Here is a 13,713-nt window from a genome sequence, read left to right on the forward strand (position 1 = left end):
TCCCACTGAATCGAAAAAGATACTCCCTCGGGACGTTCTCCTTTCAATAGATTTCTCTGGTGAGTGACAATCGATTGCTACTGTTTCAACGACAAAGTAAGATGATTCGACAACTCTAATTCACTACAAGTTTAATGGTTTCCATCAATATCCTCCCTGCCAGTTGGTTCACTACACACTCAGTTGCGTCTTCTGGACTCCTATTCTGAAAACAGGTTCAGGAGTTTGGAACAACACCTATGTGTGAGCATATCACATGTATTGGTATGACTAAGCAAGCAGTAAATCCCGTCCACTCGCTCGAGACCGGTTTTGCGATAGTCCAGGCACTGCAATCACTTGACGGTGCAGGCGTCACCGAGCTTGCCGCCAATTTGGAATTACCGAAAAGCACCGTTCACAACTATCTTAGTACGCTTGAACAAGAAGAGTACGTCGTCAACACTGACGGAACATATCGACTGGGAACGCGATTTCTTGAACATGGTGCGTACGCACGTTCTCAGTTACAAATCTATGACATCGCTCGAGAAGAAGTCGATAAACTCGCCGCCGAAACTGGGGAGTTGGCAAATCTTACTGTTGAGGAGCATGGGTATGGCGTGTATCTGCATCAATCTCGCGGGGATCAGGCCGTGAACGTCGATTCGTACGTCGGTACTCGTGTGCCCCTTTACTGTACTGCACTTGGAAAAGCGATGCTTGCTCACTTCCCGACTGATCGTGTTGATGAACTCATCGACCGTCATGGGCTACCAAAAAACACAGACAAGACACTTACCTCTCGAGAGGAACTGGAAGCGGAATTTGAGGCCATACGCGAGCGCGGATTTGCGTTTGACGACGAAGAGCGACTGCCTGGCCTGCGCTGTGTTGGCGCTCCAATTCTTTCAAACAATAACCGAGTACTCGGTGCAGTCAGTGTTGCTGGGCCAACGAATCGACTCCGTGACAACAAGTTCCGCCAATCCGTTCCTGAGCGCGTCCTCGAGACTGTGAACGTAATTGAGCTTAATGTGACATACGCGTAGCCGTTCCATATCCCTGAACACCGGTTCGAGATTGTGACTCTGTTTGAGCACGTCCCGTTACAACCGTATTGTTGTAATTATCCTCGGTCAAACTGGGTAATATGCTCACCTGGATTAGTATGTGAACATTGGGGCTGGTCCATACTGACGGGCTTGTCCCTCTCACGTTGCGGTCTGGCAGATTCGAGAGTACGTGTCAGAGATGTTGTGTTTCACTTCCAGGTATACCAAATTCGCTGCAACAGTGTGTCATCCACCATCGAATGGACGCGTTGGATTTTTGAAATACAGAAATAAGATAGCGTTATGCGAGCGGTTCGTCAGTAGTATACTCTTCACATTGGGTGTCTTTGTGAGGCAACAACCGGTTCGAGCCGTCCGTTCCACTATACTGAACAGGTGGCACTCTGGTAGTGGCTAGTTCATTCTCAGGTAGTTTTATACCGGCCCGCAGGCCTTCGTTAGCCATGGCGCCTACGATTACAAAAATTGTAAGCCGTGAGTTTCAGTATCCTCTAGAGGATCTCGGCACAGATGAGCACGGGTTCAATCTGGTCTATCAACCGGGCGAGACGACCCACCGGAAACTGTTCGGCCTCAAAATCCACACTGATACGGAGGTTACAGGAGAGTACGTCGGCGGCAACTCCCCTGCTGCAGCACAGATCAACATGTTCGCTGAGTATTTGGTGGGGAAAAATCCGCTCGAGCGAGAAAAACACTGGAGCGAAATCAAGCGTGCACTTCGGAAGTACGATCGGATGGGTATCGGTCCAATCGACATCGCGTTGTGGGATTTCGCTGGAAAGTACTACGATGCACCCATTCACGAGTTGTTAGGCACGTATCGGAGTAAGATTCCTGCGTATGCCTCAACGTATCACGGCGATGAAAACGGTGGTCTCGATTCGCCGGAAGCATTTGCAGACTTTGCTGACGAGTGTCAAAACATGGGGTATACGGGATACAAAATCCACGGGTGGGGAGGTGGCGATGCGAGTCGACAGATTGACCGCGAAATAGACGCAATCCACGCTGTCGGCGACCGCGTTGGCGACGACATGGATCTCATGTATGATCCGGCCTGTGAGTACGAGACGTTCGCCGATGCGCTCACAGTCGGCCGTGCGCTCGACGAACAGGGCTTCATGTGGTACGAGGACCCCTACCGCGACGGCGGCATCTCACAGCACGGTCACAACAAGCTCGGTGAGCATCTCGAGACGCCAATTCTACAGACTGAGCACGTGCGTGGCCTCGAGCCACATACTGATTTCATTGCCAGCGGTGCGACGGATTTCGTTCGCGCTGACCCTGAGTACGATGCGGGCATCACGGGTGCGATGAAAATCGTGCGTGTCGCCGAGGGATTCGGGCTCGATGTCGAGTTCCACGCCCCCGGCCCCGCTCAGCGCCAGTGTATCGCTGCAACGCGTAATACCAATTATTATGAGCTCGCACTGGTCCACCCCGACTGTCAGAACACACAACCACCCGTGTACAACGGGACATACTCAGATATGCTCGACACGATCGATGAGGACGGGTACGTCTCAATCCCAGATGGACCGGGGCTCGGAGTTGAGTACGATTGGGAGTACATCGAAGAGAATACAACGGGCTCCGTCCACACATACGAGTAACCACCATGACATACTCCGCAGGCATTATTGGGACGGGGGGCATCGCTGGTATGGGAATTCTTGGAATGCACGACCCCGATGACATTGGACAGCGCAAGATCAAAGCCAGTCACGCAGGCGGCTTTGATGCCGCGTCCGGCATTGAATTAGTTGCCATCGCCGATGTCAACGAAGACAAACTCGAGCAGTTTGGTGACGCCTGGGACATCCCAGAGAACCAGCGCTACGTCGGCCACGAGGCGATGCTCGAGGCCGAATCCCTCGATGTCGTCTCGGTCTGTACGCCATCGTACCTGCACCATCGCCACGTCATCGACGCTGCCCAGTCGGCGGCTGATCCGTCACTGATCTGGTGTGAAAAACCGATTGCATCTGAGGTCAGCGCCGCCCAAGAGATGGTTGACGTGTGTGCGGCGACCGACACCGAGTTGCTGGTGAATCACTCGTTCCGTTTTACTGACAAACTCCAGCGATTACACAAACTGATCCACGAAGAGGAGTTGCTCGGAGAGGTCAGATCCGTCAGCAGCCAGTTCCGCATGGAACTCTTGCGAAACTCGACGCATTTACTCGATACACTCGTGTATCTGCTCGATGCCCGTGCAAAAACTGTTGCCGGTCATATAACCGGTGAAAACGAGGCTGTCGATTCTCTCGAGGCCGACCAAGACGTTGATGATGCTGGTGGTGGCGGGTTCGTCGTCATGGATGACGACACGTTCGTTACCGTCGATTGTACGATTCCACGCGCAGAGTCTTCGATGACGTTGCAGTTTATCGGCAGCGAGGGGAAACTCTATATGAATAACGACGACGGGGAATGGCGGTACTGGGCCTTAGAGGATGGCGAGCACGTCGAACAGCCGCTCCCGGGGATCGAAGGGGCATGGACCTGGGAGGATGACTATCAGCGCGCGTTTGCAAATGCCGCTTCCCATATTGTCGATGTTCTTGCTGGCGACGCCGAAAATGGCTCTCCTGGAAGTGAGGCTGCTCGATCCCTTGAGATCATCATCGCCTTCTATCTCTCCCATCATACCGGCGGTCAGATCGATATCCCGCTTGCTCGACCACTTCGTGATGTCTGTGTTACCTCGTGGTGACCAGTCTCACTCGTCATTTTCAACTAGTGTTCCAACAACCCCGTCAGCAACGAGCTCCTTGTACGCTGTCTCGTCATACCCGAGTTCCGTGAGTAGTTCACGGGTGTGTTCTCCTGCAGCTGGTGGATTCGTCCGAACCGTTGCGGGCGTTTTCGAGTAGTCGACTGGTGAGCCAGTCGTCGTGAACGTCCCTCCATCAGGGTGCTCGAGTTCGATCAGCATCTCGTTGTGTTTGACCTGTGGATCCTCGGCGACATCGTGAAAGTCGTTGACTGGTGCAACCCACACATCGACGGCGAGTAACGCCTCGACGAGATCGTCGGTCGCTCGAGTCCGGGTTTCGGCCTCAAGCAGTCGCTTGATCTCATCGCGGCGCTCGTAGGCATCCGCAGCTGCGTACTCGGCAAGTTCCTCGAGATCGAGCGCGTCGGACACCGTCTCTAGCGGAGCCATTGCGATAGCCACGTAGCCGTCAGCTGTCTCGTAGATGCCGTAGGGTGCGTCGAGCCAGGCCTGTGCGATGCCTTCTTCGCTTCGTTCGAACTCGCGCTCGAGGTTGAGCACCGCAGTCAGTTCCTGACACTGCAGGTCGAGCGCGGCGTTGAAGAGGTTGACATCGACGCGCTGACCCTCATCGGTCCGTTCGCGATGAAAGAGCGCCATCGTTGTGTGTAGCGCGATCAACGACGCGGCGTGCTCGTCAACGACGGCCGTTCCGACGGGTGTAGGAGGGTCGTCTCGTCGCCCGGTGTATCTCGCCAGACCGCTCATCGCTTGCAAGAGTAGATCCTGTCCGGGCCGGTCGACGTAGGGGCCGTCGGGACCGAACCCCGACGCTGAGACATAAATGATGTCTGGATTCTGTTCACTGACCGTCTCGTAATCGAGGCCGAACCGTTCCATCACACCCGGTCTGAAGTTCTCAACGACGACGTCCGCGTCCGCAACGAACTCACGAGCAAGTTTCTGTCCGCGTTCGCGTTTTAGATCGAGTTCGATGCTTCGCTTGTTCCGATTCATCGCGAGGAAAAACGGACTCGTCCCCTCGAGTGTTTCGCCGCCAGCCTCGAGAAAGCGTTCCCACTCGCCGCCAGGTCGTTCGATCTTGACGACATCCGCACCCATATCGGCGAGTTTCTGGGTCGCCCACGGTCCCTGCATCATCTGCGTGAAATCGGCTATTCGAATACCGTCGAGTGGCAGTGTCATGTGACGACCTGTCTTCGTGAGCACGTATAGCTTCCGTCGACTGCCCCGCAATCTTCTTGTCTTCGCCCGTGAACTGTGAGCCATGCCAACGCTTCGCTTTGTCGGGAGACCCTTCGAGGGCTTCGAACGTGCACTCGAGCGACAGATGGACTCGTTCATCGAGCAGGCAGACCAGGATGTTGAGTTCGTCCGCGACCATCGGCCGTTGCCCGAAATTCACGAGGAACTTGTCGAGACGGGGGCGATTGCTGACGGGACGTACGACCTCTGTCTGTGTCTGAGCGACTGGTTGCCCGCGCTCGCTGATGCGGGCCACTTGCACCCACTCGATGAGTACATCACTGACACGCCGCCGGTCGACTGGCCCGAGGGCTGGGCTGATAGCATGCGCGGCCTCGTCACCTACGAGGGGCACGTCTACGGTGTCCCCTACCACGACGGGCCGGAGTTGTTTCACTACCGTGAGGACCTTTTCGAGAGCGTCGCCGAACAGCGCGCGTTCAGGCGTGAGTACGGCCGGCCACTGTCGGTCCCCCGAACGTGGACCGAATTTCTCGAGGTCGCCGACTTCTTCACGCGACCTGACGAGGATCTCTGGGGAACCGTTGTCGCTGCGTTGCCGGACGGCCACAACGATGTCTACGATTTCCTTATCCAGCTCTGGAGCCGTGGCGGGCAGGTGCTCGACGCAGACGGCCAACCCGCCTTCGACGACGCGGCCGGCCACGAGGCACTTACGTTCTATCACGACCTGATTCACGAACACGAGGTTGCCCCACCCGAATCCGTCGAACTCGAGAGCGTTGAGGCTGGTCAGTGGTACGCTGACGGGAAGGCAGCGATGATGTGGAACTGGGCAGGCTTCGGTGCGATGGCCGAGTCACCCGATTCGGCGGTGTTCGGACACACAAACTACGGCTTGATTCCGCGGGCAGACACGGAGGCTGGTCTCCACACTTCGCTCACCGTGCTGTATGGCCTGACAATTCCAGCCGGGAGCGACTATCCTGATCTGGCCTACGACTTCATCCGGCACGCGACGACTTCCGAGGGAGACCGAATCACGACTCTCGAGGGAGCCTCTGGAACTCGGTTCTCGACGTGGCGCGATCCGGAGGTCCTGCGAGCAAATTCGTTTTACTCCGTGCTCGAGGAGATCAACACCAGCGCCGTCAACACACTGCCACAGATTCCACAGTACGTCGAACTCAACGACATCCTAGATGAGATGGTCGCAGAAGCCGTTGTGGACCGATCCGAAACACCTGACAAAGCCCTCGAGCGAGCCGCTGACCGGGCTCGTGCACTTCTCGAGTAAACCCGAAAACCGTTCCGTTGTGCCTGCCGATCACTTGCGTTCGACGAGGGTGATGTGCTCGCATGCGAGCAGCGTCTCTCCGTCCTCATCCTCGACGGTGTACGTGTAGACGACTCGGCCGAGATCGTCGGAGTGCGGTTCGGTTTCGATAACCTCTCGATGGGCTGAGATCGTCGTATCGATGCCGACGGGGGCGATGAACCGCAGTGAGTCATAGCCGTAGGAGAACGACTTTGGGTTCATATCGGCGACCATCGCCTCAGCGATGGAAAAGACGAGGTTGCCGTGGGCGATCCGTCCACCGAACTCGGAGTCGGCACCGACGGTCTTGCTCATATGAAGCGGGTGGAAGTCGCCGCTGATACCGGCGAAGTTGACGACGTCCGCTTCAGTGATCGTCCGACCGTTTTCGACTGTGAACTGTTCTCCGTCCGTGATCTCCTCGAAGTATCTGTCAGTGTCTTTCGCTGGTGCGTCCATACGGTTCTCACAGTTGTATGTGATCGATTCACACATAAGGGTGTGGGTCAGTGGACACAACGTATTATTCAGTCGGGAGTCAATAGTGTGGTATGGTCGACCCTACCATCGAGTACACTGAACGCTACAGCGGCCTCGAGACCCTCGAGATCGGCATCGTCGGCTGTGGCGAGATCGTCGAGAACGCCCACCTTCCGGCGTACGACGCTGCCGGCTTCGCTGTTGCTGGCGTCACGGACACGAACGCCGAGCGAGCAGACACGATTGCGGATCAATTCGGCGTCACCGCGTACCCGGACCTCGAGACAATGGTCGAAGACGTGGCTGTCGTAGACGTGGCGGTTCCGCCGCGTTTCCAGCCGGCTATCGTCGATACCGCCGTTGATGCTGGCTGTCACCTGCTCTGTCAGAAGCCGCTTGCCGTCGAGTTCGAGGCGGCCGAGGAAATCTGTGAGCGCATCGCGGAGGCGGGCGTGACGGCGGCTGTGAACCAACAGATGCGCTGGGAGAAGTCCATCCGGGCTGTCTCCGAGTTGCTCGAGGAGGGCGCGCTCGGGACGCCCCTCCGGGCAACCATCGAAGTCAACATCGAAACCGACTGGTCGAACTGGGGATGGATGCTCGAGTCGCCCCGGCTCGAGGTGCTGTTTCACAGTATCCACTACCTCGACACGATGCGGTATCTCTTCGGTGAGCCAGTCGGCGTCACCTCATCGATGGCCCGAGTTCCCGACCAGGCGGCCGAGGGTGAGACGCGAACACACCACCTCCTCGAGTACCCAGGCGAGCTACGGGCGACGATCGATGTCAACCACAACAACTGGGCGGACCCCTATGCCCGGTTCCGTTTCGAGGGAACAGAGGGGCTCGTCCGCGGGACAATCGGCCTCTTTGATCACTACCCCGACAGCGGCCCGGATACTTTCGAGTTCCTCGCTGCGAGCGAAACCGAGGCCGAGCGCTACGAACTTCCCGACGCTTGGTTCCCCGATGCGTTCATCGGGACGATGGGATCGTTGCTCGAGTCGATCGAGGCCAGCGAGACACCGCCGACGCACGTCGAGGATAACCTCGAGACGCTTCGGCTGGCGAACGCGACGTACAAGTCCTGGAACGAGCGACGCACCGTCGACCCGGCGACAGTCACGACGGATCACGAACCCGAGTGGTGAGTACTGTCATGGCACTCAACGCACGCGAGCACCGGGCGCATCTCCTCGCAACGCTCAGGCTCCAGTACCCTGATATTCGCTCCGACCGCGGCGTTCACCTCCTCGATCCAGCGACCGGCGATCCGTTCGCCGACGATCAGCACCATCTGGTCGCAACCTGCCGAGTGACGATGGGATTCGCACTCGGCGCGCTCGTCGACGGCCCGCAGTGGTGCTCCGAGACGGCGGCCCACGCCCTCGAGGCCCTCGAGACGGCACATCGAGGGAACGAAACCGACGGCTACCAGTTGCTCGTTGACGGGAACGGCGATCCGATTGACCGCACCCGATCGGCGTACGCCCACGCGTTCGTCCTCGGCGCATATGCTCGAGCGACGGCCGCAAACGTCGCTGGAGCACGCTCTGGCCTCGAGGACTCCGTGACGGTACTGGATGAGCGATTCGTCGAAGCAAACGGACTCTTTCGAAGCGATTGCGATCCTGACTGGTCAGAGCGTGAACCGTATCGGGGCATGAACGCGAACATGCACGCCTGTGAAGGCTACCTGGCGGCATACGAGGCAACCGACGACGAGCGCTTCCTCGAGCGAGCGGAGACGATCGCCCATCGGATCACAATTGACCTCGCTGCCGAGACGGATGGGCTTCTCTGGGAACACTACACCGATGAGTGGACGCACGATTTCGCGTACAACGAGGATCGCCCGGCCGACCGATTCCGTCCGCCAGGATACCTGCCGGGTCACCACGCTGAGTGGGCGAAGTTCCTCGGCTTGTTGGATCGGTACGGGGCGTCCCCGCCGTCTGGCACCGACTGGTATCGCCGCGCCACCGAGCTGTTCGAGGCCGCGGTCGATCTTGGTTGGACCGGCGACGGCTTCGTGTACACCGCCGACGCCGATGGCGAGGTACTCGTTCCTGACCGGTACGGCTGGGCGCTCGCCGAGGCGATTGGCGCATCGGCCGTCCTCGCCGAACGGGCTGTGGCTCACGACGACCCGGAAGCCGAGACGTTCCGTGACTGGCACGAACAGTTCCTCGAGTGCGTTCCCCGATTCCGAGGGCCAGCGGGACTCTGGTACGAGCGACGCACCGCGCCGGCAGACGGCGACGAGCCGATTGCGCCGGACCCGCCAGCGGTCGAACCTGACTACCACCCGGCGACCGCGTGGTACGAGAGTTTCCGGTCAGCAGCACTCGTCGAACAGCAGCGTTGACAGTGTCATTGGCTCTCGAGTCCACCGTGACCGGTGGTCCACTCACCGTTGCTGGTCAACATCGGCGAAACGCCCTTCGTCCTCGAGCGGAAAGTAGTGAATCATGACAGACGACCTCGAACGAGCGGTGTATCTCCAGCGCATCGACCCTGATCGGAAAGACGAGTACGTCGCTGCTCACGATGACGTTCCTGACGGCGTTACCGACGCGATGGAGCGGGCGGGAGTCGAGCGCTTCGACCTCTACGTTCGCGATGATATCGCAGTATGCATCCTCGAGGCCGAGGATATCTCTGCCTACGACGACGTGATGGCAGACGATTCTACTGTTCAAGAGTGGGAACGCCACGTCGCCCAGTTCAAAACAGCGGGCGTCGATGTCGACGCTGCCGAGGACGACCAGATTCCGTACATGGACCAACTCTGGTCATTCGAGACCTAACATCCTGGCCAACGGTCACTAGCCGTGAATACGTTCGAACGTTCGATGGGTGAGAAACGCCAGATCGCGACGCGAGAGCGTTTCAACGGTTTCGATCCACGAGAGACAGGATTCGTAATCGGCCCAGCTGTCCATCCACGGGTAATCCGAGCCAAGCATCAACCGCTCGGGACCGAACCACTCGAGGAGGTTCTCGACGTAGCCGTGCACTGACTCATAGGGCCATGGTTCGGCAGCCGAACGTGGAATTGAACTCACTTTGACAGCGACGTTTTCGTGCTCTGCGAGGGCTTCAAACGTCGTCCACGGCGACTCGTTCGGAGCAGTCGTCTCGTCGGGCCAGGCCATGTGATCGACGACGATTGACGTCTCGGGATATCGTTCGGCCAGCGCCGCAACCTGGTCGAGTTGTTGTGCCTTCGGGAAGACGAACACGCTTGTTTCCAGGTCGCCTGCGGCCCGCCAGACTGCTTCGAGTCGCTCATCGGAGATCCAGTCGCCGTGTCGGTCGATCGTTGATGGGTGTTCCTCGTACTCGAGGGCGGCGTGCATTCGGACGCCAAGCATTCTCTCATGTCCAGTAACGCGCTCTACGTGATCGACTGCCTCAGCCAGATCATCAGGGAAGAAGTCTAGCAGGCCGACACCGTACAGGCGATCACTGTGGGCTTCGATGCTTCGCATCGTGTACTCGTTTGCTCGGGGTCCTCGGCCGTAGAGCGGAGTTGTTACGATAACTCCCTCTGTGACTCCAGCGCGATCCATATCGGCAATCAACTCGTCGTGTGTGTACGGTCCATCCCACTCTGGTGGTAACACCTCGGCGTTCCACGGTAGTTCTGGTCGATTGTGGCCCCATGTGTGGGTGTGTGTATCGATCCACTTCATATCTGTTCTCGAGTTCGTCACTCTGTGAGATAAATGTCCTGTCCACCGTGAACAGAACATCCAGGATACCATATCCCATCTGTGTTGGTTATCTAACGTTGATCCTCAATTGAAAATGGTTATAGACTGAGAAAAGTATTAAGTGGTGGTTCGAGAAATGAGACAGTGTATGCCACACTTTAACAGGAGAGAGTATGTCACAGCTGTGACTGCACTCGGTGCGATAGGGATTGCTGGCTGTCTCGGTGACGATGACGATGGTAACGGCAACGGTAACGGCAATGGAAACGGCAACGGAAATGGAAACGGAGACGACGCTGGCGGAGATGGCCCCAGGATTGGCGTTTCACAGCACTTGTCGGGTGGTGCATGGGTTGCTGCGTTCTTCGAAGCCGGGCAGTGGTACGCTGACGAACAGGGCATCGATGTTGATATCCGAACACACGATGACGATACCGCTGAACAGATACAACATATCCAGCAGTTCATTGCCGAGGATTTCGATGGAATCGTTGCTGCACCGTTTGATGAGGCTGTCGACAGTGCCATCGAAGATGCAGAAGAGGCTGGAATTCCCGTCTTCTGTGCAAATGACCCGGGGACGACGGAGGCAATCAAAACATATACTGGATTCGACAATCACCTGGCCGGTGAAGAGTGCGCAGAGTTGATGTTAGAAGCCTTTGAAGAGCAAGATGGCGGGGATGACGAGTATGAAGTCCTGCATGTCCGCGGCCCGTTCACGCAGGCTGGAAATGCTCGAACAGATGGCTTTATGGAACGGATGGACGAGGAAGACAATGTTGAGGTCGTTGCGGAACTCGAGTCCGAGTGGACCGAAGAGAGTGGGCAATCTGTAGCACTTGATTGGTTGAGTGCCAATGACCCACCAGATGGGATCTACTCCTCGAATATGTCCTCGGGATACGGTACCTACCGAGCACTCGAGCAACTTGATTTAGCCGTTCCATTTGGCGAGGATGACCACATCGTGCTAACGCAACCGGACGGTGGGCCACAGATTCATCCGCTCATTGAGGATGGCTACATTTACGCTGCAGTTGACCAACCAAACTACTTCTACGTTCCATTGGCGATGCGCCAATGTCTGAACTACATTGACGAAGGTGAAGAATCCCTTCCTGAGCCTGGTGATGAGGTCACTGAAGAGGACCTCGAGATTGAACCAGCCCATATCGATGAAATTGACCAAGAGCTTTGGTCTGAGCCGATTTGGGCACCCGCTTCAGTCGAAGAGCGTGACGGCCATCCACACGTGCTCACACAGGCAATTACGATTACCCAGGAGAATGTTGACGACGACATGCTTTGGGGCAACATCTGGAGTGAAGACGCAGAGGCAGAACAGTAACTGATCAGCAGAAAAAAATATCCTATATGAGTTTTCAAAATAGAGTTGCGAAGCGTTTTGACGTCCTGTCGGGCAATACAGCGCTAATACTGCTCGAGAATATGATTTGGCCAGTGTTACTGGTCACGGCACTGATGGTTTTTGCCGCTGTTCCATCGGTGTTCACGAACTTCTCGACAGTGCAGTTGATGGTGTATACCATGGTTCCACTCGGGCTGGTCGTACTGGCTGAAAGTGTCTGCTTACTTTCAGGGCATTTCGATCTCTCGGTCGGTTCAATCGCCGGCTTTTCCGCCGTGTTCACTGCGATGGCGTTCGGCTCATGGGGCCTGATAAGCAATCCGTTCGTTGGCATCTTGTTGATTGTAGCCGTCGGCGGGTTCATCGGTCTCCTCAACGGGATTTTCATCGCAAAGTTCGGTGTCAACCCGTTTTTGCAGACGCTCGCGTTCCTGATTATCTTCGGGGGCGGAAAACTCGCATTGACAACACAACCGGTATTCGGCCTCCCAGATGGCTATCTCTTCGTCGGCGGCACCATATGGGTCGCTGTTGGTGTCTTGATTGCCTCGTTCCTTGCTGTCTCGGTCATCTTCAAGTACACAAACTTCGGCCGCGCAGTCTATGCCGTTGGGAGCGATAAAGAGTCTGCCCGTGAAGTCGGTATCAACGTTGATGGTGTGATTATTGCGGTCTATACGATGAGCGGCATCTTCTGTGGACTTGCTGGATTGATGCTGACTGGATTCATTGGCGGTGTGCCGCCAGATATTGCAGACGATATGGTGTTCCCAGCGTTCGCTGCAGCGATTATCGGCGGGATCAGCCTCTTTGGCGGTCGCGGAAAGCTCATGGGGGCATTCGGCGGTCTCCTGTTGCTTTCGCTTATCCAGACATCGCTGAACGTTGCCGGGACCGACCCGACAGTTATCGGTGTCATTGAAGGTGTCGTGCTACTGATTGCTATCTTGCTGTACACAACCAAAGCACGCCTGCGACAGCGTATCCTGTCCGCGGAGGTGGCCTAAATGAGTTCCAGTAACCAATCATCTGCTGAACCCGAATTGACCCAACAGGACGCAAAGATCGCAGTCCAGAACGTCAAGAAACTATTCGGTCGAATCGTTGCGCTTGATGACGTTAGTTTGGCCGTTGAGGACAACGAAATCCTCGCACTCATTGGCGACAACGGGGCCGGCAAGTCCACACTCATGAATATCTTCTGTGGCAACCACGAGCCAACAGACGGACAACTCTACTACGATGGCGAACCAGTGTCGTTCTCGAGCCCTGAAGATGCTCGCGACCTCGGTATTGAAACCGTCTATCAGGACTTAGCGCTGATGGGAGATCTCGATGTCGCGACAAACATCTTTATTGGCAACTTCCCGTCGCGAACGATCGGCCCGATCAATCTCATCGATTGGGATCGAACGTACGACGAGGCTGAGAACATCATCCAAACGCACCTCAAGCGTGATATTGACCCTCGAGCCGAAGTCGACTTCCACTCAGGTGGTGAACGACAACTTGTTGCGATTGCTCGTGCGCTCGCATTTGATCCCGAGGTCGTTATCCTCGACGAACCGACGAGTGCACTGTCTGTTGATGCGACAAACCTCGTTCATGATACCATTACAAACCTCAAGCGAAATGGTCACACCATTATCCTTGTCAGCCACAGTATGGAGGAGGTCTTCTCGCTTGCAGACCGAGTCGCCGTCCTCCATCAGGGAGAACTTGTTGACGTTGTCCAGACCGATTCCGTCACACAAGATGAACTCGAGCACATGATGACGACCGGTACTCGGCCGTAGTTTCCGATATTGGTTTTCGTC

The 13,713-nt window shown here is 56.6% G+C and carries 13 protein-coding genes; 10 read left to right on the top strand and 3 right to left on the bottom strand.

Annotated features, from left to right (window positions below):
- Positions 1-266 precede the first annotated feature (266 nt).
- The 3 genes from G6M89_RS16075 (at position 267) to G6M89_RS16085 (ending at position 3,777) form a co-directional block, all read left to right on the top strand.
- Positions 267-1,031 carry an IclR family transcriptional regulator gene (locus G6M89_RS16075; RefSeq protein ID WP_165162898.1) on the top strand — a complete coding sequence of 255 codons (765 nt, stop codon included), beginning with the start codon at positions 267-269 and terminating at the stop codon, positions 1,029-1,031.
- Between the two features lie 467 nt (positions 1,032-1,498).
- Positions 1,499-2,674 carry a mandelate racemase family protein gene (locus G6M89_RS16080; RefSeq protein WP_165162899.1) on the top strand — a complete coding sequence of 392 codons (1,176 nt, stop codon included), beginning with the start codon at positions 1,499-1,501 and terminating at the stop codon, positions 2,672-2,674.
- A gap of 5 nt (positions 2,675-2,679) precedes the next feature.
- Positions 2,680-3,777 (top strand): Gfo/Idh/MocA family protein, encoded by a 1,098-nt coding sequence (locus G6M89_RS16085; protein WP_165162900.1) that lies wholly within the window; start codon positions 2,680-2,682, stop codon positions 3,775-3,777.
- A gap of 6 nt (positions 3,778-3,783) precedes the next feature.
- On the opposite strand, the gene G6M89_RS16090 is transcribed toward G6M89_RS16085, so the two are convergent.
- Positions 3,784-4,986, bottom strand: a complete 1,203-nt coding sequence (locus G6M89_RS16090) for a CaiB/BaiF CoA-transferase family protein (protein WP_165162901.1) — start codon at positions 4,984-4,986, stop codon at positions 3,784-3,786.
- Positions 4,987-5,068: 82 nt separating this feature from the next.
- On the opposite strand from G6M89_RS16090, the gene G6M89_RS16095 reads away from it, so the two are divergent.
- Positions 5,069-6,304, top strand: a complete 1,236-nt coding sequence (locus tag G6M89_RS16095) for a sugar ABC transporter substrate-binding protein (protein WP_165162902.1) — start codon at positions 5,069-5,071, stop codon at positions 6,302-6,304.
- 30 nt (positions 6,305-6,334) lie between these two features.
- On the opposite strand, the gene G6M89_RS16100 is transcribed toward G6M89_RS16095, so the two are convergent.
- Positions 6,335-6,784 (bottom strand): MaoC/PaaZ C-terminal domain-containing protein, encoded by a 450-nt coding sequence (locus G6M89_RS16100; protein ID WP_165162903.1) that lies wholly within the window; start codon positions 6,782-6,784, stop codon positions 6,335-6,337.
- Positions 6,785-6,876: 92 nt separating this feature from the next.
- Between G6M89_RS16100 and G6M89_RS16105 the strand changes: the two genes are divergently transcribed.
- The 3 genes from G6M89_RS16105 to G6M89_RS16115 all read left to right on the top strand — a co-directional run bounded on the left by G6M89_RS16105 (position 6,877) and on the right by G6M89_RS16115 (position 9,615).
- A complete protein-coding gene (locus G6M89_RS16105) occupies positions 6,877-7,956 on the top strand; it encodes a Gfo/Idh/MocA family protein (RefSeq protein ID WP_165162904.1) in 1,080 nt (359 codons plus the stop codon).
- An 8-nt stretch (positions 7,957-7,964) separates the two neighbouring features.
- Positions 7,965-9,173: an AGE family epimerase/isomerase gene (locus G6M89_RS16110; protein WP_165162905.1), complete on the top strand. Its 1,209-nt coding sequence runs from the start codon at positions 7,965-7,967 to the stop codon at positions 9,171-9,173.
- A 103-nt stretch (positions 9,174-9,276) separates the two neighbouring features.
- Positions 9,277-9,615, top strand: a complete 339-nt coding sequence (locus G6M89_RS16115; protein ID WP_165162906.1) for an L-rhamnose mutarotase — start codon at positions 9,277-9,279, stop codon at positions 9,613-9,615.
- Between the two features lie 18 nt (positions 9,616-9,633).
- Here G6M89_RS16115 and G6M89_RS16120 read toward each other — a convergent pair whose 3' ends face one another.
- The gene (locus tag G6M89_RS16120; protein WP_165162907.1) at positions 9,634-10,503 is read right to left on the bottom strand and encodes an amidohydrolase; all 870 of its coding nucleotides are present in this window, start codon (positions 10,501-10,503) and stop codon (positions 9,634-9,636) included.
- 169 nt (positions 10,504-10,672) lie between these two features.
- On the opposite strand from G6M89_RS16120, the gene G6M89_RS16125 reads away from it, so the two are divergent.
- The 3 genes from G6M89_RS16125 (at position 10,673) to G6M89_RS16135 (ending at position 13,692) form a co-directional block, all read left to right on the top strand.
- Positions 10,673-11,875 (top strand): sugar ABC transporter substrate-binding protein, encoded by a 1,203-nt coding sequence (locus G6M89_RS16125; RefSeq protein ID WP_165162908.1) that lies wholly within the window; start codon positions 10,673-10,675, stop codon positions 11,873-11,875.
- A gap of 134 nt (positions 11,876-12,009) precedes the next feature.
- On the top strand, positions 12,010-12,903 hold the full coding sequence (locus G6M89_RS16130; RefSeq protein WP_241175384.1) for an ABC transporter permease: 894 nt from the start codon (positions 12,010-12,012) through the stop codon (positions 12,901-12,903).
- Complete coding sequence (locus tag G6M89_RS16135; protein WP_165162910.1) at positions 12,904-13,692, top strand: ATP-binding cassette domain-containing protein; 789 nt, start codon at positions 12,904-12,906, stop codon at positions 13,690-13,692.
- Positions 13,693-13,713 lie beyond the last annotated feature (21 nt).

It is taken from the genome of Natronolimnobius sp. AArcel1 (assembly GCF_011043775.1).
Lineage (GTDB): Archaea > Halobacteriota > Halobacteria > Halobacteriales > Natrialbaceae > Natronolimnobius.

Coding starts and splice junctions, on each gene's coding strand:
- G6M89_RS16075 (WP_165162898.1), top strand. CDS start 267: ATGACTAAGCAAGCAGTAAATCCCGTCCACTCGCTCGAGACCGGTTTT.
- G6M89_RS16080 (WP_165162899.1), top strand. CDS start 1,499: ATGGCGCCTACGATTACAAAAATTGTAAGCCGTGAGTTTCAGTATCCT.
- G6M89_RS16085 (WP_165162900.1), top strand. CDS start 2,680: ATGACATACTCCGCAGGCATTATTGGGACGGGGGGCATCGCTGGTATG.
- G6M89_RS16090 (WP_165162901.1), bottom strand. CDS start 4,986: ATGACACTGCCACTCGACGGTATTCGAATAGCCGATTTCACGCAGATG.
- G6M89_RS16095 (WP_165162902.1), top strand. CDS start 5,069: ATGCCAACGCTTCGCTTTGTCGGGAGACCCTTCGAGGGCTTCGAACGT.
- G6M89_RS16100 (WP_165162903.1), bottom strand. CDS start 6,784: ATGGACGCACCAGCGAAAGACACTGACAGATACTTCGAGGAGATCACG.
- G6M89_RS16105 (WP_165162904.1), top strand. CDS start 6,877: ATGGTCGACCCTACCATCGAGTACACTGAACGCTACAGCGGCCTCGAG.
- G6M89_RS16110 (WP_165162905.1), top strand. CDS start 7,965: ATGGCACTCAACGCACGCGAGCACCGGGCGCATCTCCTCGCAACGCTC.
- G6M89_RS16115 (WP_165162906.1), top strand. CDS start 9,277: ATGACAGACGACCTCGAACGAGCGGTGTATCTCCAGCGCATCGACCCT.
- G6M89_RS16120 (WP_165162907.1), bottom strand. CDS start 10,503: ATGAAGTGGATCGATACACACACCCACACATGGGGCCACAATCGACCA.
- G6M89_RS16125 (WP_165162908.1), top strand. CDS start 10,673: ATGCCACACTTTAACAGGAGAGAGTATGTCACAGCTGTGACTGCACTC.
- G6M89_RS16130 (WP_241175384.1), top strand. CDS start 12,010: ATGGTTTTTGCCGCTGTTCCATCGGTGTTCACGAACTTCTCGACAGTG.
- G6M89_RS16135 (WP_165162910.1), top strand. CDS start 12,904: ATGAGTTCCAGTAACCAATCATCTGCTGAACCCGAATTGACCCAACAG.